The 22,833-nt window shown below is 70.8% G+C and carries 17 protein-coding genes, 1 tRNA gene and 2 pseudogenes; 12 read left to right on the top strand and 8 right to left on the bottom strand.

Features of this window, described 5'->3' with window-relative positions; genetic code table 11:
- Window positions 1-4 precede the first annotated feature (4 nt).
- A complete protein-coding gene (gene wblA, locus OHB00_RS28520) occupies window positions 5-343 on the bottom strand; it encodes a transcriptional regulator WblA (RefSeq protein WP_132856581.1) in 339 nt (112 codons plus the stop codon).
- A 559-nt stretch (window positions 344-902) separates the two neighbouring features.
- On the opposite strand from wblA, the gene OHB00_RS28515 reads away from it, so the two are divergent.
- Window positions 903-3,194, top strand: a complete 2,292-nt coding sequence (locus OHB00_RS28515) for a transglycosylase domain-containing protein (protein ID WP_406438821.1) — start codon at window positions 903-905, stop codon at window positions 3,192-3,194.
- A 135-nt stretch (window positions 3,195-3,329) separates the two neighbouring features.
- Here OHB00_RS28515 and OHB00_RS28510 read toward each other — a convergent pair whose 3' ends face one another.
- Window positions 3,330-3,797: a GatB/YqeY domain-containing protein gene (locus OHB00_RS28510; protein WP_406438819.1), complete on the bottom strand. Its 468-nt coding sequence runs from the start codon at window positions 3,795-3,797 to the stop codon at window positions 3,330-3,332.
- Window positions 3,798-3,987: 190 nt separating this feature from the next.
- Here OHB00_RS28510 and OHB00_RS28505 point away from each other — a divergent pair, with 190 nt between their 5' ends.
- From OHB00_RS28505 to OHB00_RS28470, 8 genes and pseudogenes are all read left to right on the top strand, one after another.
- Window positions 3,988-4,914, top strand: a complete 927-nt coding sequence (locus tag OHB00_RS28505; RefSeq protein WP_406438817.1) for a metallophosphoesterase — start codon at window positions 3,988-3,990, stop codon at window positions 4,912-4,914.
- 138 nt (window positions 4,915-5,052) lie between these two features.
- Window positions 5,053-5,814, top strand: coding sequence for a Pr6Pr family membrane protein (locus tag OHB00_RS28500; protein ID WP_406438816.1), 762 nt, complete (start codon window positions 5,053-5,055; stop codon window positions 5,812-5,814).
- A 74-nt stretch (window positions 5,815-5,888) separates the two neighbouring features.
- Window positions 5,889-5,962: transfer RNA gene (locus OHB00_RS28495), tRNA-Pro, on the top strand.
- A 673-nt stretch (window positions 5,963-6,635) separates the two neighbouring features.
- A complete protein-coding gene (locus tag OHB00_RS28490) occupies window positions 6,636-7,469 on the top strand; it encodes a PIG-L family deacetylase (protein ID WP_406438814.1) in 834 nt (277 codons plus the stop codon).
- Window positions 7,470-7,506: 37 nt separating this feature from the next.
- Complete coding sequence (locus OHB00_RS28485) at window positions 7,507-7,857, top strand: GIY-YIG nuclease family protein (protein ID WP_406438813.1); 351 nt, start codon at window positions 7,507-7,509, stop codon at window positions 7,855-7,857.
- A gap of 31 nt (window positions 7,858-7,888) precedes the next feature.
- A pseudogene (locus OHB00_RS28480) lies at window positions 7,889-8,103 on the top strand (restriction endonuclease); the annotation flags it as partial.
- A gap of 221 nt (window positions 8,104-8,324) precedes the next feature.
- A complete protein-coding gene (locus OHB00_RS28475) occupies window positions 8,325-10,166 on the top strand; it encodes a hypothetical protein (RefSeq protein ID WP_406438812.1) in 1,842 nt (613 codons plus the stop codon).
- Between the two features lie 131 nt (window positions 10,167-10,297).
- Window positions 10,298-10,669 (top strand): annotated as a pseudogene (locus OHB00_RS28470) (dihydrofolate reductase family protein); the annotation flags it as partial.
- Between the two features lie 47 nt (window positions 10,670-10,716).
- Here OHB00_RS28470 and OHB00_RS28465 read toward each other — a convergent pair.
- From OHB00_RS28465 to OHB00_RS28450, 4 genes are read right to left on the bottom strand one after another with little or no spacing between them, the layout of a single operon-like run.
- Window positions 10,717-12,084, bottom strand: a complete 1,368-nt coding sequence (locus OHB00_RS28465; protein ID WP_406438810.1) for an MFS transporter — start codon at window positions 12,082-12,084, stop codon at window positions 10,717-10,719.
- Window positions 12,081-13,292 carry a type III PLP-dependent enzyme gene (locus OHB00_RS28460; RefSeq protein ID WP_406438809.1) on the bottom strand — a complete coding sequence of 404 codons (1,212 nt, stop codon included), beginning with the start codon at window positions 13,290-13,292 and terminating at the stop codon, window positions 12,081-12,083. The genes OHB00_RS28465 and OHB00_RS28460 overlap by 4 nt, the downstream gene beginning before the upstream one ends.
- On the bottom strand, window positions 13,289-15,019 hold the full coding sequence (locus OHB00_RS28455) for an IucA/IucC family protein (RefSeq protein WP_406438808.1): 1,731 nt from the start codon (window positions 15,017-15,019) through the stop codon (window positions 13,289-13,291). Before OHB00_RS28455 ends, OHB00_RS28460 begins: the two co-directional genes overlap by 4 nt.
- Before the next feature lie 16 nt (window positions 15,020-15,035).
- Window positions 15,036-16,625, bottom strand: coding sequence for an IucA/IucC family protein (locus OHB00_RS28450; protein ID WP_406438806.1), 1,590 nt, complete (start codon window positions 16,623-16,625; stop codon window positions 15,036-15,038).
- A gap of 600 nt (window positions 16,626-17,225) precedes the next feature.
- Between OHB00_RS28450 and OHB00_RS28445 the strand changes: the two genes are divergently transcribed.
- Both OHB00_RS28445 and OHB00_RS28440 read left to right on the top strand, forming a co-directional pair.
- On the top strand, window positions 17,226-17,987 hold the full coding sequence (locus OHB00_RS28445) for a response regulator transcription factor (RefSeq protein ID WP_406438804.1): 762 nt from the start codon (window positions 17,226-17,228) through the stop codon (window positions 17,985-17,987).
- Window positions 17,984-19,477, top strand: a complete 1,494-nt coding sequence (locus tag OHB00_RS28440) for a sensor histidine kinase (RefSeq protein ID WP_406438802.1) — start codon at window positions 17,984-17,986, stop codon at window positions 19,475-19,477. Before OHB00_RS28445 ends, OHB00_RS28440 begins: the two co-directional genes overlap by 4 nt.
- A gap of 89 nt (window positions 19,478-19,566) precedes the next feature.
- On the opposite strand, the gene OHB00_RS28435 is transcribed toward OHB00_RS28440, so the two are convergent.
- Both OHB00_RS28435 and OHB00_RS28430 read right to left on the bottom strand, forming a co-directional pair.
- Window positions 19,567-20,304, bottom strand: a complete 738-nt coding sequence (locus OHB00_RS28435) for a polysaccharide deacetylase family protein (RefSeq protein ID WP_406438801.1) — start codon at window positions 20,302-20,304, stop codon at window positions 19,567-19,569.
- Window positions 20,301-21,638, bottom strand: a complete 1,338-nt coding sequence (locus tag OHB00_RS28430; RefSeq protein WP_406438799.1) for an MGDG synthase family glycosyltransferase — start codon at window positions 21,636-21,638, stop codon at window positions 20,301-20,303. The genes OHB00_RS28435 and OHB00_RS28430 overlap by 4 nt, the downstream gene beginning before the upstream one ends.
- A 283-nt stretch (window positions 21,639-21,921) precedes the next feature.
- Here OHB00_RS28430 and OHB00_RS28425 point away from each other — a divergent pair, with 283 nt between their 5' ends.
- A complete protein-coding gene (locus tag OHB00_RS28425; protein ID WP_406438797.1) occupies window positions 21,922-22,647 on the top strand; it encodes a DedA family protein in 726 nt (241 codons plus the stop codon).
- The last annotated feature ends 186 nt before the right edge of the window (window positions 22,648-22,833 follow it).

Here is a 22,833-nt window from a genome sequence, read left to right as displayed (position 1 = left end):
CGGTCTAGCTCACCGCTGCGTAGTTCTCGTACACCTCGTCGCTGTCGAGGGGGACGATCCCGGTCCCCCGCTCGTACTCCGAGCGCGCTGTCTCCAGGAGCCTGCGCCAGGAGGTCACGGTGGGCCGCCGGCGCAGCAGTGCGCGGCGCTCCCGCTCCGTCATGCCTCCCCACACGCCGAACTCGACGCGATTGTCCAGCGCATCGGCCAGGCATTCAGTGCGTACCGGACATCCGGTGCACACCGCCTTGGCCCTGTTCTGCGCTGCTCCTTGAACGAACAGTTCATCCGGATCGGTAGTGCGGCAGGCAGCCTGCGCACTCCAGTCGGTTACCCAGCCCATACCGGCGCCGTCCTCTCCCGAATCGAGGCTCCCCCACGGCGGCAGCGGCATATTCACCGCCGCCAGTTGAGGACGTTACGGAAGGTGGGCACAGCGCAACACCCCCTTCGGGCCCAATCTTGAATGGCCCGAACGGACTATGGGTAAGCGGCAGATCACCCGCGGGAGTGAGCTGACGACATGCGTGATGATCGCGGCAAACCGGGACAGCTACGGTGCACCACAACGGACGCCAGCTGACACACAAGGCGGATTCGGACACGCCATCAACACATCACCCGAAAAAAAGTGGGTGGATTCCGAAACGATTCGGGGTCGCCGGACGTATTGATACATGGCCGCACTGCTGTGACAGTTGAGAGCAGCTTAGGCCAAGGCCTGTCCGCGTGTCCGGCGAATGGCAAGGTAGACCGTTCATGTCGTCGTGCCGTCAGGCGGCGTCGGCGGTGTCGCCCCCTGCGCCCGGCCGGGTCGCCCTCTATGTCACGATCCGGCACTCGAACATCCCGAGAGCCACCGCTCCCGCGGAACGGCCAGGACTACGGATTAGGCTGCCCCCATGCCAAAGAAGCGCTCGGGCGGTGGTCTGTCGACCACGCAGCAGGCCGCCAAGTTCCTCGGTGTCAGTGTGCTCGCGGGAGCCGTGATGGCGGGCATCGCGCTGCCCGCGGCCGGGGCCCTGGGCCTCGCGGCCAAGGGTTCGGTCCAGGGCTTCGACGACATCCCGGCCAACCTGAAGAGCCCGCAGCTCAGCCAGCGCACCAGGATCCTCGACAGCAAGGGCAACCAGATCGCCCAGGTCTACTCGCGTGACCGCACGGTGGTGGACCTCAAGGACATCTCGCCGTACATGCAGAAGGCGATCGTCGCGATCGAGGACTCGCGCTACTACCAGCACGGCGCCATCGACCTGAAGGGCGTGCTGCGCGCGCTGAACAAGAACGCGCAGAGCGGCGGAGTCGCCCAGGGCGCTTCCACGCTCACCCAGCAGCTGGTGAAGAACTACTTCATCGAGGAGGCCGGCGACGACCCGACGAAGGTCGCCGAGGCCACCCAGCAGACCCTCGGCCGCAAGGTCAAGGAGCTGAAGTACGCGATCCAGCTGGAGGAGAAGCTCGGCAAGAAGAAGATCCTTGAGAACTACCTGAACATCACCTTCTTCGGCGAGCAGGCCTACGGCATCGAGGCCGCCTCCCAGCGCTACTTCTCCCAGCACGCCAAGGATCTGAACCTCCAGCAGTCGGCCCTGCTCGCGGGCATCGTGCAGTCGCCGAGCCGCTACGACCCGGTCAACGACGAGGCCGAGGCGACCAAGCGGCGCAACGTCGTGCTCGAACGCATGGCGCAACTCGGCGACATCTCCCAGGCGGAGGCCGACAAGGCCAAGGAGGCCCCGCTCGGCCTGCACGTCACCCAGCCGAAGAACGGCTGCATCACCGCCGTCAAGGGCGCCGGGTTCTTCTGCAAGTACGTCGAGAACGTCTTCCTCAACGACCCGGTCTTCGGCAAGACCTCCGCGGAGCGCGCCAAGCTCTGGAACCAGGGCGGCCTGACCATCCGTACGACCCTGGACCCGCAGGCGCAGGACTCCGTGCAGAGCTCGATCAAGGACCACGTCTACAAGTCCGACTCGGTCGCGGCCGCCGCCACCCTCGTGGAGCCCGGCACCGGCAAGATCCTGGGGATGGGCCAGTCGAAGCCGTACGGCTACAACAAGAACGAGACCGAGTACAACTTCTCGGTCGACCGCGACTACGGCGGCTCCAACTACGGCTTCCCGACGGGTTCGACCTTCAAGCCGTTCGTGGCCGCGGCCGCCATCGAGGGCGGCAAGTCGGCGACACAGGAGTACTCGTCGCCGTACAAGATGAACTACCCGAGCCCTGTGCAGCAGTGCAACGGCAAGCAGTGGGTCAACACGGACAACGAGCAGGTCGAGAACGAGAACGAGTCCGAGGTCGGGCCGTACCAGATGAAGAGGGCGATGGCGAAGTCCATCAACACCTACTTCGTCCAGCTGATCTCGGACATCGGCCTGTGCCCGGTGGTCAAGATGACCGACTCGCTCCACGTCCACCAGGGCGACGGCTCGAAGCTCCCCGAGACCCCGTCCATCGCCCTCGGTGCGATCGGCCTCTCCCCGCTGACCATGGCGAGCGCGTACGCCGCCTTCGCGGACCGGGGCATGTACTGCACGCCGGTCGCCATCGAGTCGATCACCCAGAAGGTCGGCAACGAGCAGAAGTCCCTGGCCGTCCCGAAGTCGACCTGCTCGCGCGCGATGAGCCAGAAGACCGCGGACACGATCAACACCCTGCTGCGCGGTGTGATCGACTCCGGTACCGGTCAGCAGGCCGGCCTGGACGACCGGGAGAGCGCCGGCAAGACGGGTACGACGGACTCCCGCAAGAACGCCTGGTTCGTCGGCTACACCCCCAACCTCGCGGGCGCGGTCTGGGTCGGCAGCGCCAAGCAGAACATCGAGATGACCAACATCACCATCGGTGGCGTCTACCACTCCGAGGTCTTCGGCGCCGACACCCCGGGCCCGATCTGGAAGGACGCCATGACCGGCGCCCTTGAGGGCAAGTCGTCCGAGTCCTTCAACCTCGTCGACATCCCGGACGAGAACGACCACGACAAGGGCAACGGCAACGGCAACGGCAACGGGGGCGACGACACGGGCGGCCTGATCGGCGGTCTCATCGGCGGCCTGACGACGAACGGCGGCACGACGGACGGCTCGACGAACGGCGGCTCCACCCCGACCCCGACCTTCTCCCTCCCCGACGGCTTCATCCAGGGGAACGGCAACGGCGGGAACAACGGGAACGGCGGGAACCGGGGCTGATCTCCCCCAGGGAGGTTTCCCGCACTACCCCGCACGGCATGGCACTGCCTTCCACGACGGTGGGGCCGCACCTCTTCCTCAGAGGTGCGGCCCCACCGTCGTACCGCCGTACTGCCTGGTCCGCTCTCCGCTCACTCAGCCCTGGAGCCGCTTCTTCACCGCGGCGGCGACGCGGCCGCCCTCGGCCAGGCCGGCCACCTTCGGGTTGACGATCTTCATCACGGCACCCATGGCCCGCGGCCCCTCGGCGCCCGCCGCCTTCGCCTCCTCGACGGCCTCGGCGACGATGCCCTCCAGCTCCTCGTCGCTGAGCTGCTTGGGCAGGTACTCGGCGAGGACCTCGCCCTCCGCCTTCTCCCGCTCGGCGCTCTCGGCACGGCCGCCCTGGGTGAAGGCCTCGGCCGCCTCCCGGCGCTTCTTCGCCTCCTTGGCGATCACCTTGAGCACCTCGTCGTCGGAGAGCTGACGCTTCTCCTTGCCCGCGACCTCTTCGGTGGTGATCGCGGCCAGCGTCATCCGGAGGGTGGCCGAGCGGAGCTCGTCGCGCCCCTTGATCGCGGCGTTGAGGTCGTCCTGCAGCTTCGACTTGAGCATGGTGGTCATGGCACCGATTGTCGCAGGTGCCGCACCCGGACCGTCCACCGTTTTCCCCGCCCCCCGTCCCAGCCTCTCCCCGCCCCCGTCCCAGCCTCTCCCCCCTTCGCGGTTCCCTTCGCGGTCCCCTTCGCAGTGGCGGGCTCCTCTCCGCAGTGGCCGGTCTCAGCCCCCTCCCCGCGTCTGACACGATGGTCTTATGCGCGCTCGTTACGGAGTACCCCTGGGAATCGCGGCGTTCGGCGCCGCCGGTGTGTTGTACTCGGCCGGTTTCGAGGTCCGTTCGTTCCGGCTGCGCCGGGTGACGGTCCCGGTCCTCCCGCCGGGCATGCGCCCGCTGCGGGTACTCCAGGTCTCCGACATCCACATGGTCGGCGGCCAGCGCAAGAAGCAGCGGTGGCTGCGGTCGCTGGCGGGCCTCCGCCCGGACTTCGTGATCAACACGGGCGACAACCTGTCCGACCCGGAGGGCGTCCCGGAGGTGCTCGACGCGCTGGGCCCGCTGATGGAGTTCCCGGGCGCGTACGTCTTCGGCTCCAATGACTACTACGGCCCCAAACCCCGCAACCCCGCCCGCTACTTGCTGGAGAAGACGAGCGGCAGGCACGGCCTGAACGGCAACCCGCCGGTGGTCGGCGCGATCCACAACCCGTGGGAGGACCTGCGGGACGGCTTCGACGGGGCGGGCTGGCTGAACCTGACGAACACGCGGGGCGTCCTGAAGATCGAGGGCGTCTCGGTGGAGCTGACGGGCCTGGACGACCCGCACATCAAGCGAGACCGCTATCCGCAGGTGGCGGGCGGCCCGTCCGGTACGGCGGACTTCTCGATGGGCGTCGTACACGCGCCGTACCTGCGTGTCCTGGACGCCTTCACGGCCGACGGCTACCCCCTGGTCCTGGCCGGCCACACCCACGGCGGCCAGGTCTGCGTCCCCTTCTACGGCGCCCTGGTCACCAACTGTGACCTGGACACGGACCGGGTGAAGGGCCTCTCCCGCCACACGGCGGAGGGCCGTACCTCCTACCTCCATGTCTCGGCCGGCTGCGGCACCAGCCGCTACACCCCGGTCCGCTTCGCCTGCCCGCCGGAGGCGACGCTGCTGACACTGGTGGGACGGGAGTAGCCCGGGGAGACCGGACTGCGGAGACCGGGCCGCGGAGACGGGCAGGGGAGGACGGGCCGCCGGAGGCCGGACCGGGGAATAACCCACCCGGCGTAGACCAAAATGCCGCACATGCCCCTTTCTCTCTACTTTGAGGGCATGACGACTCCTCCGATACCCAGGGACATACCCGACCTCCCCGCGGTCCCGGGCACGCCCGTACTGATGCCCGGACACGTCCCGGCGACGGCGGTGGTCGCCCCTGTCCGCCGCCCCCTGACCGCGGTGTTCCGCCTCGCGACGGCAGTACTGGCGTCGGCGGGCGTGGCCCTGGAACTGCTGCTGGGCAGTCCCGACCGGATCATGAGTTACTTCGGAGTCCAGGCGGCGGTGCTGCTGGCCCTGGTCAGCCTCGCCTCGGCCCGCCGCGCCTGGCAGGCGGCCCGCCCCGTGCCCTCGGCCCTGACGGGCGCGGCGCTGCTCTACGCGGTGATCTCGTCCCTGGCCTACCACCTGCTCCTGGGCCACACGACCCCGCCGTTCTCGATGACGGGCGCGACGCACCCCCCGGTGGCCTGGCACGGCCAGTGGCTGGCGCTGCAGCTCCTCTACACGGCGGCCCCCGCGGCCGCGCTCCTGGACTGGCTGCTGCTCACACCGCCGGCCCGGCTGCACCTCCGCCAGACGGCCGCGTGGATGCTGTACCCCCTGGCCTACCTGGCCTTCTACCTCACCCGAGCCGAACTGCTCCTCCCCAAGACACCGGGCCGCTACCTCTACCCCTTCCTCGACGCCGAGCAGCACAGCTACCGCGCCACCCTCGCCAACGCCCTCCTCCTGGGCCTCTCCTTCTACGCCCTGGCGGTCCTCCTGGTAGCCCTGGACCACACCCGCCCGAACCCGGTCGGCCGCCGCCCCTAAACCGGATTTCGTCTCCAGCCACCGGTGGGCTAAAGTAAACGAGGTCGCCGCGACAAGCACCACAGCAGCGACACCGGGGTGTAGCGCAGCTTGGCAGCGCGCTTCGTTCGGGACGAAGAGGTCGTGGGTTCAAATCCCGCCACCCCGACAGCCAAAACAGCAGGTCAGGTCCGGTACTGAGAGATCAGTGCCGGGCCTGATCTGTTGTGTGGCTCCGTTTTGGGAGCCATTGGGGAGCCGACTTCGGGGAGCCGAACCGGCGCGGCGCAACAAGGACGCGGTGCCGGTACGGCGGGGTGTCCTCGGCGCTTCCATACGCGTGCTGTAGGGCGTCCCATTTGGTTGCCATGAGCAGCTCTCTGGCCGTCGGAAGCAGTCCGGACCACATGGGGGGCGCCACGTTCCTCGTCTCGATCCGTCACATGCATACACTGCCGAACAGCACTGACAACCGGTTGCGCCGGCGTGCCGGGGGATTCGGCACGCACACCTCGCTCGCTGCCGCCTTTTCTTCTCAAACGCTCGAACGACCTAGTATCCCAGCAGGTCGACGGCTCGCTGTCTGACAGATGCACTTCGGCAGGACAGCAGGTCGCGCCCGTACCTCGTTCGCGTGATCGCCGACGCCTGGACGGCCGAGCGGCCGCGCCGGGAACAGTCGGGCCGGCCTGCACGGTTGCATCGACCGAGGGACCGGCGCCGCACGGGCGGGGAACGCGGAGGCCACAAGGTCGTCCGCCTCACCGGGATCCGGGCCCCAAGATCGCGGTAGGCCCATCGCGACCTCGGACCACGACGTATTTCTGCAGGAGGACTGTTCCATGACTGACCGGCCCTTGACGCTGATGGCGGTACACGCCCACCCCGACGACGAGGCCACCGGAACCGGAGGGGTCCTGGCGCGGTACGCGGCGGAAGGCGTCCGCACGGTTCTCGTGACGTGTACCGACGGCGGTTGCGGTGACGGACCGGGGGGCGTCAAGCCGGGCGACCCCGGACATGAACCGGCGGCGGTCGCCTTGATGCGCCGTCAAGAACTCCAGGCGAGCTGTGACGTCCTGAAGATCAGCCATCTGGAGACGCTGGACTACGCCGACTCCGGGATGATGGGCTGGCCGAGCAACGACGCCCCCGGATCCTTCTGGCAGACCCCTGTGCAGGAAGGCGCGGCCCGGCTCGCGGAACTCATGCGGCACTACCGACCTGATGTGGTCGTCACCTATGACGAGAACGGCTTCTACGGCCACCCCGACCACATCCAGGCCCACCGCATCACCATGGCGGCGCTGGAGATGACCTCGCTGGCACCGAAGGTGTACTGGACCACGATGCCCCGCTCGATGATGCAGCGGTTCGGCGAGACCATGCGCGAGTTTCATGAGGACATGCCGGAGCCGGATCCTGCCGAGGCCGCCGCGATGGCCAAGATCGGCCTCCCCGACGACGAGATCACCACGTGGGTGGACACCACCGCGTTCAGCGGTCAGAAGTTCGACGCCTTGGCCGCGCACGCCAGTCAGGGCGAGAACATCTTCTTCCTCAAGATGGGCAAGGAGAGGTTCGGCGAGTTGATGGGCATCGAGACCTTCGTACGTGTCCAGGACGCCACGGGCGCGGCCATACCCGAGAATGATCTCTTCGCCGGACTGCGCTGATCCGTCCGCCCTGCCGGGGAATATGGTCAAGATCGGCATGACGCGCCGACTCGAACCTCTGGAGCAGGTCTACGAGTTGAGCGGCGCGGCCGTGCCTTTCCGGTTCGACTTGCACGCGCTGATCTTCAGCAAGGACGCGGTCGGCCTGGAGACGGAACTCCACCGGCAGTTCGCCTCGCAGCGGGTCAACCAGGTCAACAGCCGGAAGGAGTTCTTCCACGCCACCCCGGCGGAGGTGCGCGACGCACTGCAACGGTTCGCCGGACAGCATCTGATCGAGTTCACCGAGGAACCCCAGGCGCTGGAATGGCGGGCCGGCAGGCGCACGGGCGGCGAAGCCGGTGCGCCTGCCGCGGGCGCAGGAGGAGTTGCCGCCCGGACAGCATGAGGTGCGGCCAGGCATCACTACGACCGCCGTCATGGGCTGGCTGGAGCGGGCCGCGAAGCTGAGGCAGTGGAGCCGGGACGGGGTGCGGGCGCCGCGGTGGAGGCCGATCTGACGCAGCTGCTGGCGGAGTACGGTCCACCGCGCGGGACCACGCCCGCCTGCCCCTTCCGCCATCTGGTCAGCGGCGGGGTGTGGGAAGTGCGGACCGAGTACGGCGCCGGCAGCCCAGGCACCGGGGTGCGGGAACCACTCGGGTCGTCCTGACACCGGCGGACCGCTCCGGGCACGGTTCCGCAAATCCCTTGCTCCCGTGTCCGAGGCAGGCACTAGAGTTCGATGTGTTGCGTGATGTTCACAGCAACCGTACAAAGAGCGCGGTCGGCCTTCGGATCTCAGAGGCGACGAAGCCGCGCCATTCCCGTGGGGGGAATCCAGCAGTGAGAACACGCTCTTTGGTGTCGGCGGCTGTGTCCGCCGCACTGGGCGCCGCACTCCTCGCCGCGCCCGCGCTGGCGTACGCGGCCGACGGCGGCACACCCGGGCAGGACCCGGCCGCCACCGTGACCATGAACCCGGCGGCCGATTCGACGCCGTCGGACACGCCCACCAGCACCGCGTCCGACACTCCGTCGGACACCCCGGCTCCCGCCGATCCGACCGCGTCCGACACTCCGTCGGACACCCCGACGCCCGCCGATCCGACCTCGTCCGACACTCCGTCGGACACGCCGACGCCCGACCCGAGCAGCAGCGCGCCTGCCGACGGCACCGGTGCCCCGGTGTTCGGCACCGTCGGCTCCGACCCTTCCGACGCCGGCTTCCTGACGGTCGCCGTCTCCTCCGACTCGGCGATCACCGAGGTGTCCGCCGACCTGACGGAGCTGCACGGCGCGGACCCGTCGACCGTCGCGGTCACCGGCTTCACGCTCGTCTCCGGCACGCCGCAGGACGGCGTCTGGCGCTCGCCGCGCATGTCGCAACTGCCTTCGTACGGCAGCTACGACGTGACGGTCAGCGCCCAGGACAGCGACGGCGACAGCACCTCGGCGGCGCACGCCACCACCGTGGACGTCGAGCCGGAGCCGGTCTTCGCCGACCGCAGCATCAGTCCCGCCGCGCTGGACGTGGAGCACACGCACGTCACGCTCAGCGGCCGTATCTCGCTCTTCGACCCGATCACCGGCGACACCTCGCCGCTGGCCGGCCAGACGCTGAGTGTGGTGGCCGAGTACGCCTACAGCGCCGTCACCGCCGCCGACGGCAGTTACGCGATCGACGTGGCACCGAAGTTGAACGGCGACAACGCCACGTCCGTGCCGGTCTCCCTCTCGTTCTGGATCGCCAACCCCGACGGCACGAACACCTATGTGCTCGTTGACAGCAAGACCCTGCCGGTCGTGGTCAGCCCGAGCCGGATCCGGCTGGACCACTCCAGCGTCCAGATCAAGTTCGGCGCCAAGGCGTCCTCGTCCGGTGTCGTGGAGTATCTGTACGACGGCACCTGGCGCCCGGCCAAGGGCGTCGCGCTCGACATGGGTTACTACGCCACGACGACCAGCGGTGCCGGCGGGCGTTTCACGCTCACCGACCCGTACATCCCGTACGACGACACCACGTTCACGGTCGAGACCAGCTCCGACAGCTACCTGGCCGACCCGTATCTGACCGCCTCGCACGCGCAGTTCAAGGTCGACGTCATCAACAAGACGAGCATCTGCTTCTGTTCGAGCTGGATCGACGAGTACTCCGACCTGCACATCCAGGGCAGCATGACCGCCAGCAACGGCAAGGTGCCGCCGAACCGGAAGCTGTACCTCCAGCAGTCGGCCGACGGCAAGACCGGCTGGAAGTCGCTCGGCTGGTTCACCACGAAGTCCGACGGCACCTTCAACCTCGACGGGTACGTGGCCGTGCCGAAGGGTTACTGGCGGCTGTACTCGGCGGGTTCCTCGGACTACCAGCCCGGTTACTCCAACTCCGTGCACTTCAACCGCACCGCCACCAGGATCGCCGGCTTCAACGCCGGTCCCGAGCCGGTGCGCAAGGGCCACACCGTGACCACCACCGGCACCTTGCAGAGGCTGAGCGGCACGAAGTGGGTGGCGTTCGGCAAGCAGCGTGTCTACATCCTCTTCCAGGCCAAGGGCAAGAAGTCCTGGACGCAGTTGGGATCCGTCAAGGCCGACTCGCACGGTCACTTCACCGCCCGCTTCACCGCGAGGCAAGACGGCACCTGGGTCGGGGTCTACCTCGCGTCCGGCTCCTACGTGGACGCCGAGAGCTACCACGACTACGTGGACGTGCGCTGAGCAGTCTTCTCTGACGACCACCAAGGGCGCCCCGCGAACCTCCGGGGCGCCCTTCGCCATTGCCGCCGCTCGGCTGCACGCGCCACCGCTGGTGTCAGTGCCGCGCCCTGCGGTGGAGCCGACGCGCACGCGGACAGGGCGAGGTCGGCAAGCCCGCGTTCGTCGTCGTGACCAGGTCGCCGCCGCAGTCGGTGCGGCTCACCGGCCTCGACTGGACGTTCGTCACCACCGGTCTGCACGACGCCGTCACCTCCGCGCGTGAGCGCGCCGAGGCGGCGTCGTCGGGCAGTGGCAAGGACCTCGACGTCATCCTCATGGGCGGCGGCGCCACGATCGGCTCGGCTCTCGACGCCGGCCTGGCCGACGTGCTGTCCCTGAACCTCGCGCCCGTCGTGCTGGGCACCGGGACACCCCTGTTCAACGGAGCGGCGTCACGCGCACTGGTACAACGGACCACGACCTCCACGTCGACCGCGACGCACCTGACCTACGACGTCCTCTGACGACGTCGCCGCGGCCTTCGGCGATCCCACCGTGGCCCTCACCTCGGCTACGTTCCGCTTCTGCCGCCTCGGCTCTGGTACGGGCTGGTCAGGGCCTTGCCGACGGTGCCGGCCGACGTGTCGTGAGACTCAGCGAGTGGTGCACCGGACGGGCCCGTCGTCCTTCGCCGCTGGTTCAGGCGGTGCCGCTCGGTGGTCCAGGCCATGAGAGCGAGCGCGGAGGCCGCCGAGATCGCGCCGCCGAGGATCAGGGCGGAGCGGGGGCCGAGGGCGTCGGAGACGACGCCGACGAGGGGGGCGCCGACGGGGGTGCCGCCCAGGAGCACGAGGAAGTAGACGGACAGGACACGCCCACGCAGGTGCGGATCGACGTGCAGCTGCGTCAGGGCGTTGGCGGTCGTGGTGACGGTCACCGCGGCGAAGCCGACGGGGACCAGCAGTGCCATGAACGCGCCGTAGCCGGGCATCAGGCCCAGCGCGGCCTCCAGTACGCCGAAGGCGATCGTGGCCGTGCTCAGACGTCGTGCGGTGGGCGGTTGCCTCCCGTTGGCCGCGAGGAGCGCGCCGACGAGGCTGCCCGCCGCATAGGCGGCGGAGAGGCAGCCGAAGGCCGCCGCGCCGGAGTGGAAGACGGTGATGGCGACGAGGGAGATGGTGACCTGGAAGTTGAGCCCGAAGGTGCCGACGAAGGCGATGAGCGTGATCGGCAGGAGCAGTTCCGGGGTGGTGGCGATGTGGCGGAAGGCGTCGGTCAGGCGCTTGTCACCGGGGTGGCGTCGGCCGCGGGGCCCGAGTTCACCGGACGGAATCGTGATCAGCCCGTACAGGACTGCCAGGTAGGAGACCGCGTTGATCAGGAACACCGGGCCGGTACCGGCAGCGGCCACGGTCAGGCCCGCGGCGGCGGGTCCCAGGATGCGGGCGACGTTGAACTGGGCGGAGTTCAGGCTGACCGCTGCGGCCACCTGCTCGCGGGCGACCAGTTCCGGTATGAGGGCGTTGCGGGCGGGGCTGTCCACAGCGGTGGCGGTGCCGAGGGCCACGGCCAGGGCGTAGACGGACGGCAGGCTCACCGTGCCGGTGACGGTCAGGACGCCGAGCAGCAGGGACTGGGCCGCCATGCATGTCTGGGTGATCAGCAGGAGCCGGCGTCCGGGCCAGCGGTCGGCGAGGGCTCCCCCGGTGAGACCGAACAGGGTCTGGGGCAGGAACTGCAGTGCGGTCACGATGCCGACCGCACTGCCGCGGTTGTCGGTGAGCTGAAGGACCAGTAGGTCCTGAGCCGCTCGCTGCATCCAGGTGCCGATGTTGGAGGTCAGTTGGCCGAGCAGGTAACGGCGGAAGGCGCGGGCGGTGAGGGTGGCGAGGACCGGACCGTGCTCTCTGCCGCGTGATGGGCGACGCTGCGGGCTCATGCCGGTCGGCCCGCGTACGTGTCCGTGACGGGCGCGTCCAGGTCGTCGATGTGGTGGAAGGTCGGGTGGGGGTGCATGAGGAACGCGTGGTGGGAGATGTTCCACGCGTACGCACCGGCCATGGCGAACGCGATCCGGTCGCCGATCCGTAGCCGGTCGACCATGACGCGGCGGGCCAGGACGTCCTTGGGCGTGCAGAGTTGCCCGACCAGTGTCACCGGTTCGCCGCGGACCTCTGGCCGGTCCCAGGAGTGGTGCCAGGTCTGGTCGGGGACGACCTCGAAGGGCTGGTCGTGCTGTTTCGCGGCCGGGGTGCGCAGGTGGTGGGTTCCGCCGCGCAGGACGGCGAACGCCTGGCTGCGGCTGCGTTTGATGTCCAGGACCTGGGTGACGTACCAGCCGCAGTAGGCCGTGACCGAGCGGCCCGGTTCGATCCGCAGCGTGACGCGGGGGTGGCGCTCCAGCGTCCGGCACAGCCCGACACCGAACCCGGCCCAGTCGAAGAGCTCGTGGGGACGGCCGTAGTCGACGCCCATCCCGCCGCCGATGTTGACCTCGGCGAGGGCGGTCCCCTGTTGCTGCGCCCAGCGGTCCGCCCAGCCCATGACCTGGGCGACGAGGGCCAGGTGAGCGCGCGCGTCGAGGCCGCTGGCCACGTGGACGTGCAGCCCGCGCAGCCGGATACGGCCGTCGGCCGTGATGATCTCCAGGCATCGGTCCAGCTGACCGGGGTCCAGGCCGAAGGGGCTGGGGCAGCCGCCCATGACCAGTGCGACCGAACGGAGCATCACCGGCACGTTGACGCGCAGCAGCACGTCGACCGTGCGGTCGCCCAGCACGGTCGTGAGCGTGCGCAGTTCGTGTTCGCTCTCGACATGCAGGCGCTCCACGCCCGCGTCCAGGGCCTCGGCCAGTTCCGCCGGGGTCTTGCCGGGGCCGCCGAAGTCGATCCGCGCTTCGGGAAGGAGGCCGCGGACATGGCGGATCTCGCCGCCGGAGGCGACCTCGAACCCGTCGACGTGCTCGGCGAGGGTCTGCAGCAGGCGGGGGTCGGAGTTGGCCTTGGCCGCATACAGCAGTTCGACGCGGTGGGGCAGCGCCGCCCGGATGGCTCGGACGTGTGCGCGCAGACCGGGCAGGTCGTAGAGGTAGGCGGGCAGGTCCTCGTCGGCCAACTGGCGGACGTGGTGCAGAAGTGCGGGCCTCACGGCATCACCGCGCGGGGGAAGTCCGCGCCGAGCGGGCTGGGCAGGGGGACGTAGCGGGCGTGCCGGTCGGCCTGGCGGGCCCAGCGCAGCAGGAGGTTGGCCTTGGCGGGCAGTGGGACACCGGAGAGCAGGGCACGCAGGCGGGGCGGTTCACCGGCGGTGCGGGCGTACGCGTCGACGCGGTCACGGACCAGGCCCCACAGCGCGGGTTCCAGCGCCGGCCGAAGGTCGGCCAGGGCGCCGAGCACCTCGGCGGCGTGGTTGACCAGCAGGCAGTACGCGACCCGGTTCCAGCCGCGCTCGGCGTCGTAGGTCAAGGGCCCGCGGACGTCCTCCGGCAGGGTGGACAGGAAACGCTCATGGTGACGGGACAGGAGCTTGGTGCCCTCCAGGTCGCGGAACAGCATCTGCGCGGGCATGCCGTCCGAGGTCACGCCGACGACGACGTTCTGCAGGTGGGGTTCCAGGACGATGCCGTGTTCGAAGTACGCGGCCAGCACGGGTGGCAGCAGCAGTCCGAGATACGCCTCCCACCAGGCCAGGAGGTCGCCGTCGCCCCGGGCCAGCAGGTGGGAGACGTGGGCCTGGCTGGTGGGGTACTCGTCCGCGATCGCGGCGGCGAGCAGGGGGGTCACGCCCGGACGGAGGTGGGGCCGCAGGCCGGAGCGGACGATGACGCCGAACCCCTCGATCAGGTCGGTGTCGCCGTCGGCGGCGAGTGTGCGGTAGCCGGGCTCGGCGAGCAGCGCGCAGCCGGGGAAGCGGCCGGCGAGCCGGGCCATGACGGGCTGGACCAGCCGGTTCAGGGCGACCGCACCCGACAGTTCGTAACCGGCGTTCTTGCGGAGGCAGTTGGTGATGCGGACGTTCAGGCTGAACTTCAGGAAGGTGTCCGCGTCCGGCTGGTAGAGCGTACGCACGGACGCGGTGGGCACCCATTCGGGCCCGCTGTCACCGGCATCCACGACGGCGCCTGCTGCCATCGCCGCTCGCAGCCCCTCGTGGCCGCGCAGCAACCGGAACTGCCAGGGGTGGACGGGGAGCGTCACGTATCCCGGGTCGGCCGACGGGCAGAGCCTGTCCAGCTCGCCCGACTCGCCCTCTTCCCGTACGAGTTCGCGGCGTACGGCCAGGTGGCGCAGGCGGATGCGGGCTCCGGCCTCCGGTCCGTACGCCAGCCAGTCCGCTGTGTCCCCGCTGCGGGCCTTGGGCGTGGGGTGGAAGCGGTGTCCGAACACCAGCGCCTGCTCCGAAGCCGGATAGAGGTCCGGACAGAGATCCGGTCCCGGTGCCGGACGGGCCCGATGGTCCAGGGCGGCGCGGTGTTCCAAGGTGGTGCGGATGGTCGCGTGGCTGTCGGCGACCTGGTCCTGGAACTCCTCGTTGGCCGTGCCGGTGCGCAGTTCCAGTTCCTCCTGGACGTAGCCGGCCAGTTCCCGCCAGTCCACAGTGACCCATGCGGCGTCGTGGAGTCTTTGGACGGGGCCCTGGAAGCGGTGGGCACCGATCATCGAGACCCGGCGAAGCCGGGCCCGCAGCAGAAGGTCCAGGTGGGGCAGGCGCAGCAGGAGGTGGTCGTGGTCGACGGTCACCTGGTGCTCGGGGGCGGACACCTCGCGGACGAGGCAGTTGAGCAGGGTGTGGGCGGTGACGGCGTCGGCGGTCGCGTTCGGCAGGCCGGTCTGTGCCGCGGTTGTGGCGGCGGGCGCGATGGCGGAGGTGGTCATGGGGTGCTCCAGTGCGTCAGAGGTGGCGGTACCGGCTGAGGGGATTGGGGATGGGGACCCACTGGGCCTTGCCGGGTTCCTCGGCCAGACGCATCGCGATGGTGGCCTTCAACGGCAGGGTGTCGCCGAAGAAGACGGCCTCGTCCCCGTGGTCCGGCAGTTCGGCGTATGCACGGCGGCCGGCGTCGGCCACCGTCTCCCACAGCGTCCCGGGGTCGATGGCGCGGGTGCGGGAGAGGACGTCGACCAGCTCGCTGAAGACCCCGCTGAGAAGCGCGCCGAACAGTTTGGTGCGCAGCGCGTCCATGTCGTCGCCTGCCCTGGTGCCGGCCAGGGGTGGCAGGGTGCCCCCCCAGGCGGCCAGCCTGCGCGGGCTGATCCGGACCCCGTCCAGGTCCCGGTAGAGCACGCGTACCGGCTTCCCGTCCCGCAGGACGACCAGGGTGTTCTGGCCGTGGGCCTCCAGCGCGACCCCCATGGACAGCAGGGTCAACGCGGGCGGCAGTACCAGCGTGGCGAAGTCCCGCAGCCAGCGCACCGGATCACCCGCCACGACAGCGGCGCCGGTCGCGTGCACCGCCGTCAGTGGGACGGCGATCCCACCCTCGCCGAGGTGGGAGTCGGTGGACTCCCTGAGCATCGCGGCCAGGCTGTCGGAGGCTCGCCCGCCCACCCGGACCGCGCCGCCGCCCAGCTCCCGGAGCACCCGCAGGCTCTCACCGAACCCGGCTTTGTCGACGACTGCCGCGACCAGGTCCGACAGGGCCGGTCCGTCGGCCACCTCCGCCGGTGAGATGGTCCTCCGGTAGTTGGTGACCTGCACGTCCAGGGCGGTCTTGATGTGGTGGCCGGGCAGATCGGCCACCGGTGCGAGCGTACGCAGCGACAGCAGCGGCCGGGCAGGGATCGTCCGCCCCGTCACGGCGAGGTCGCGATGGGCCGCCAGCACGTGGTCCCGCTGCCAGGGGTGGACCGGGACCAGGAACGTGTCGCCGTCCCGCAGTTCCGCAGGCCATGTGCCCGCGCCCTGCCAGCGTTCGGCCGGGACGGCCAGCAGGGCCAGCTCGATCAGCGGGTGGTGCTCGGGCGCGTAGGCCAGGACCTCGGCGACGGACATGCCGGAACGGGTACGGCAGCACGGGTGCTGCGGATGGCCGTCGACCACCGCCTGCTCCGCATCGGCCGAATCACGCAACCGGCCCGGCCTCCCGGGATTCGCGGCGCGGGCCAGGGCGAGGTTGACGACACTGTTGTCCAGTTCGGCGGCGAGGCGACGCACCGCCGAGCCGGACTGCCCCAGCAGGGCGAGGAGTTGCGCCGGTCCGCGAACCGGCCCCGCGGGTCCCGACACGGTGAAGTCCCCGGGCGCCCGGGCGAACCGCTGGGCGCACACATCGGGCGCCGCGAGCCGGTCACCGTTCCGCAGCGTCACCACCAGTGCGTCCGCCTCACGCCGCCGGGTCCGCACGCCGGGCAGCGGCTCCCGCGCGAGGGCGCCCCACAGCCGCGCCAGGACGGTGGCCCGGGCCCCGGGTAAGGCCGCCGCGAACGGCTCGACCAGATCCGGGCGCACCCGCCGCAGTTCGTCGACCGTCCTCCCGGGCATCGCATCCCCCCTTCCCGGCGGGAAGGAGGGACTCATGGACGTGTCGGGGGTACCTGAGGGCATGGCGGATTCCCGGAAGTCGAGTGGTTTCTCCAGTACGCGGCGCACCTGACTCAGACCGCACGTCGGACACTAGGGGAAGGCGGGTAAGCGTCGATCAAGCAGGAATGCAGGTGATTCTCAGGAATTCCGCGGCGAATACCACGAAGCTCCAGAGAATCCGGGTCGCACACGAGTCTTGCCGTGACCCTGCGACGGCCGCACAAACACTTGCGCACAGTGCGGAGCGGCTACGCCTGCAACACGGAAACCCGCAGGTCATGCACTGCTCGCATCCGCCCACGAAAAGGCAATGACACAGAGTCGAGGCGATCACGACGTCCTGTTTCCTGACCATCTCCTGGCCACAAGCTGGCAACACGTTGGATGTCCCGGCACACCCCTCGCCCGCGCGGCCGCCATCCGGCTGAATTCCTCGTCGGCCGGCCGACGGCCCGGCGCGTTCCGCCGTCATACGAGGAACCCGAAGGGTCACTGATACGAGGGAACAGCGCGGCGGTTGCACAACGCGACACGGCTGCTGTTTGTGAGCCTGTCGGCATGCATCTGCTGCTGATCGAGGACGACGACCGGGTGGCCGGGCCCCTGCTGGAGGGACTGGGCCGTTTCGGGTTCACCGTGGAACACGCGAGAACTGGTGCCGACGGCCTGTCCGCCGCGGAGCCGGCGATGGTGCTCCTGGACCTGGGGCTCCCCGACATGGACGGCATCGACGTCTGCCGGGAACTGCGGGCCCGCTCCTCGGTCCCGATCATCATGATCACCGCCCGGGACTCCGAGACAGACCGGGTGCTCGGTCTGGAACTGGGCGCGGACGACTACGTGTCGAAGCCGTTCGGGGTCCGGGAGCTGGTGGCTCGGATCCGGGCCGTGGCCCGACGGACCCGGGCCGTGCCCGGCGACGCGGTGGATCCGGCCACGGCAGCCTCCGACGGCCGGGTCCTGGCTTCCGCGTCCGGCGCCCAGCGGATCGGTCCCCTCAGCGTCGACCGGCGAACCCGCCAGGTCCGCGTGGCCCAGGTGCCGATCGCCCTGGCTCCCAAGGAGTTCTCCCTGCTCGTCTGCCTCGCCGAGGATCCCGGAGCCGTCTTCTCCCGCCAGCAGATCCTCGACACGGTGTGGGAGCCGGACTATTTCGGTCCCACGAAGACCCTCGATGTGCACATCGCCGCCCTGCGCCGCAAACTCGGTGATCCCTCCTGGATCGAGAACATCCGCGGCATCGGGTTCCGTCTTGTTCCGCCCGCAGGCGCCGACCCGACCCCGGACACCCCGGATCAGGCCCGCAGAGCCGCCCGATGACCCGCCGTCTGCTGCTCAGCTACCTCAGCCTCATGGCACTCGTCCTGCTGGCCCTGGAAGTTCCCTTCGGTTTCGTCTATGCCCGCAACGAGCTGAACCGCTTCTCCCACACCGCGGAGCTGGGCGCGGTCACGCTCGCCTCCGTGTGCGAGGAGAAGCTCGAACACGGGCGGGCGTCGGACCTGCCGGAATTCGCCCGCGACTACGCTCGGCGCACCGGCAGCAGTGTGGTGATCACCGACCGAGGCGGCACGGTCCTCACCGACTCCGCCGGCGTCACCGCGGTGGGCAAGGACCTCTCCTCCCAGCCGGACATCGCCACCGCCCTCCGCGACCGGCCCGCCACCGGCATCCGCGACGATCTCGTCCCGGGCGTCAAGGTCCTGTTCGCGACCGTGCCGGGCGGGTCCGGCGACACCGCCCCGTGCGTCGTTCGAACCCTCTACCCGCTGACCCCGATCGCCGAGAAGGTCCATGCCACCTGGGCCGCACTCGGTGTCGTCGGCCTGGGCGTGCTGGCGGTGGTCGCGCTGATCGGCTTCGCGCTCGCCCGCTGGATCACGCGCCCGCTCCGGGCTCTGGAACGCGCCACGGCGCAGCTCGCCGACGGCCGCCTGACCGACCCTCCGGCCACCGACCGCGGCCCGCCCGAACTGCGCCGGGTGACGGCCTCGTTCACCCGCACGGCAACCCGGCTCCAGCACCTGCTCCACACCCAGCAGGCCTTCGCCTCCGAGGCGTCGCACCAGCTCAAAACCCCCCTGACCTCCCTGCGCCTGCGTCTGGAGAACTTCGAACCCCACCTCGCCGCCTGCGCGCAGGACAGTCTCGGCGACGCGATCGACGAAGTCGCCCGCCTCAGCCGCATGGTCCAGGGGCTGCTCGCCCTGGCCCGGCTGGAGAACTCGGCGATCACCCCGGAGATCGTGGACCTCGACGCCGTCGTCGCGGACCGCGCGGCCATCTGGACCGCGTTCGCCGGCGATCAGCGGGTCGGCATCGCGGTGGCCGGTACGAAGGTCGGCCAGGTGTGGACGGTCGCGGGCGCACTCGAACAGATCCTCGACAATCTGCTGTCGAACGCGCTGTGCGTCTCCCCGCCCGGCACCACGATCACCCTGACGACCACCACCGCGACGGCAGCCGACGGCTGCACGGTCGAGCTGCATGTGATCGACCAGGGCCCGGGTATGACCGAAACTGACCGGCAGCGGGCCTTCGACCGCTTCTGGCGTGCCGCTGACGCCCACCACGACGGCACCGGCCTGGGCCTTTCCATGGTTCAGCGGCTCACCGAGGCGAGCGGTGGGGACGTCTCCTTGAACGCGGCGCCGGGCGGCGGCCTGGACGCGGTCGTCAGGCTGCGGCCGGCGTCGGCGGTCCGCGCTCGCCCTCACCTCACGGCCCATCGCAAGATTCCGCCACTGCGTAACAGCGGCGCGGCAGGCGACCGGCCGAACGCCGGGACCGTCTCGGGTGGAGACCCATGACCGTGCCGGGCTCACGGGCTCCGTCGGCGCTGTTCCCGGCGCCCGTCACCTGCTTCGGCGACGGCCGCCGTGAGGCGTCGCGATCCGCCTCACGTGACGCCGTGCTCGTGCAGGGGGCCGACCTGCCAGCCGTGTGCCTGGCAGGTGTCGAGGATGCGGGGCAGGGCCGCGAGGGTGGTGCGCCAGGAGCCGGTGGCGGAGGTGCAGTCGGAGTCGTGCAGCAGGATGGTGCCGCCGCCGCGGAGGTCGCGCAGGACGGTCTCCTGGACGGACCGGGGGGTGGCCCGGCGGCGCCAGTCCTCGCCCCAGCAGGTCCACAGCACGGGGGTCAGACCGAGGCGGCGACAGGCGAGATGGGCGGCGGTGGTCATCACCCCGTACGGCGGCCGGAAGAGCGTCGGGGGCCTGCCGGTGGCGTCGGCCACGGCGTCGCGGGCGCGGGCGAGGTCGTCGTAGGTGGCGCGGGGCCCGCGGAGCAGCAGGGGGCGGTGGTGCCAGCCGTGGACGGCGATCTCGTGCCCGGCGGCGGCCATCTCCTTCGCCAGCCCGGGTGAGCGGACCAGCATCGAGCCGAGCAGGAAGAAGGTGGCACGCACCCCTCGCGCGTCCAGCAGGGCGAGGAAACGCGGGGTCGAGAGGTGGTCGGGGCCGTCGTCGAAAGTGAGGGCGACGTGGTCCGCCGGGCCCTGCCCGGCCAGCCGGGGCATGGCCCTGTTGCGCAGCGGCCCGAACGTGGAGATCACGGGTGCGGCGTTCAGGGCGGCCAGCGCGGGCAGCGCCGCGGCCGAGGCGAGCGCGGTGGCACGGGCGAGACGGGCCGGGGTCATCGTCCGTCTCCGTCCAGGTAGTGGGCTACGGCGGTGAAGCGGGCGGGCGTCTCGCTGTAGGCGTAGGCGAGCGGGGTGGCGACGCCCAGCGAGACCGTGGCCGCCACGGTGGCGGCCGTCAGGGCGATCCGCCGCCCGCCCCGCAGGCGCGTCGGCGCGGGCCGCGCGGTCGGCGTGGGACGGTGCCCGGTTCTGGCGGCGATGGCGGGCACCGGCCCCGGGGCCGAGCGGTGCAGTTCCAGCCCCACCGCGCGCTGGGTCCGGCCGCGCGGTCCGTGCAGGAGCTCGGCCAGCACCGGGCCGAGCTCCGCCGGGTCGCGTATCCAGGCCGCCAGGCCCGCCTCCTCCAGGGCGGCGGCGTTGGTCTGGCCGTGGCCGGGGATGCAGCGGTAGCTGGCCACCGGCAGCCCGGCGGCGAACGCCTCCAGCGAGGTCAGACCCCCGGCGTTCTGCACCAGGACGTCGCAGGCGTGCATCAGGCCGGGCATGTCCTCCACCCAGCCGAAGGCGTGCTCGATGCCGTCCTGGCGCAGCTGCTCCGCGAGGGCCTGGTTGCGTCCGCACACCACCACCGGCACCGCCACCCCGGTCTGCCGTATCTCGGCGGCGGCGCGCCGCACCGGGCCGACTCCCCACGAGCCGGCCACCAGCAGGGCCAGCGGCGCGCCGGCAGGCAGGCCGAACCGCTCGCGGGCGGCGGCCCGTTGCCCGGTGCGGGGCGGGGTGAAGCGCGGATGGGTGACAGGGCCGACGACGGTGACGGCGGCGGCCCCCTGGGCGTGTGCCTGCGCCGCCGGCACCGGGTGCACGGCCAGGTGTGCGTCGATGCCGGGCGCCACCCACAGGGTGTGGACGGAGAAGTCGGTCAGGTAGGTGAAGGCCGGAACCGTCAGCAGGCCGCGCCGGCGCAGCGCGCCAAGGACCTGACCGGCCCCGGGGTAGGTCGAGACGACCGCGCAGGTGTCCGGCGCGAGCGACCGCAGCATGCGCTGCTCGGCGGCGCGGAACAGGGCCCGCCACACCACGCCGGGGCGTGCCGCCCGGTCGGTGGCCGCATACAGGCGCTGATAGCCCTCCGGTGCCCAGGTCAGCATGCGGTGGTAGGCACCGCACAGCAGCCGGCCCGCACAGGCGGGCAGCAGGTCGAGGAAGTCGTGCCGGTCCACCAGGAACCCCTGATCGGCCAGCCTGTCGGCCAGTCCTGCGGCGGCGCCGTCGTGGCCCGCGCCGACGCCGGCGGAGATGATCGCGATCCGCCCGGCGGACGGGCTCTGCGGCGGTGCGGTGGACAGGGCGGCCACCTGCTCCGGCACCAGGTCGTCACGGTGGGGCACGGCCGATCAGCCTCCTGACGGGATACGGGGCACGGCCGGGCGTGCTCCGGGCCGGACGGCGCCGCGGGCAGGCCAGAGCCGCGCGGATGCGCGCACTCGGGCCACGACTCGACCGCGGTGGCGCCGTGAGGTGAAGCTACTACATGATGTAGAACTTAGGGAATGGCAATCCCGGCAGGGGGCCCGGACACCGTTCCGGCACCGGCATCCCGGGGCGAATGCCGGTCAAGCTACTACAAGAAGTAGAAGACAGTGGTGGAGAACCGAGGGGAGGGGCCCGCCGATGGCAGCAGGTCTCACGACCATGGCAGGAGCGCTGGATCCGCAGTCCATGCTGACGGCGTTCGGCGCCTGGGCCGTACTGGCCGTGGTCTTCGCCGAGACCGCCCTGCCCGCCGTGGGTGTCTTCCTGCCCGGCGACACACTGCTCCTGCCCGCCGGACTGGCGTGCTCGCTCAGCACACTCGGTGCGGCCCGGCTGTCCCTGCCCCTGGTGCTGGTGTGCGCGGGCGCGGGTTCGCTCGCCGGCGCGCAGACCGGTTTCTGGCTCGGGCGGCGCGGCGGCCGGTCGACGCGGCTGCGCCGGCCGGGGAGCCGGGCCGAGGCCCGGATGCGGCGGGCCGAGGTGCTGTTCACCCGCTACGGGCCGCGGCGGGCGGTGCTGCTGGGGCGTTTCGTGCCGGTGGTGCGCACACTGGTCCATCCGGCGGCCGGGCTGCTGGGCATGCCGACGGCCTCCTTCACCCTGTGGCAGTCCGTGGCCGGACTCGCCTGGTCGCAGTCGCTGGTGCTCGCCGGTTACGTCCTCGGCGAGAGCGGGCGGCACGGAGTGGCGTACCTGGCCCCCGCCGTCGTCGCGGTCGTCGCCGCCGGGTTGCTGCCTCCCGCCGTCGAGTGGCTCCGCACCCGCCGGGCCGGCCGCACCCCGGCCGGAACGTCCCCTGACGCGCCTGCGGCGGACGCGCGGACCACCTTCCCGCCGAACCGCGGGCGGGCAAGGCGCCGGTGACCGTCGGCGGCCGGGCCGAGCGGTGACCGCACCGCGACACCGCGAGTAGGCAACAGAGGCCGCGTCCGCCGCGGAATCGCCGCCGCGCCCTTCACCGGCCGCCCGGGCCGAGCTCGATCGCCCCCGCACCGCCCCGCTCAGGCGCCGCCCCACCACACTGTCCGGCCGCCCGGGCCGAGCTCGATC

It is taken from the genome of Streptomyces sp. NBC_00631 (assembly GCF_045206895.1).
Taxonomy (GTDB): domain Bacteria; phylum Actinomycetota; class Actinomycetes; order Streptomycetales; family Streptomycetaceae; genus Streptomyces.
This window is presented reverse-complemented; position numbering and strand designations above follow the sequence as displayed.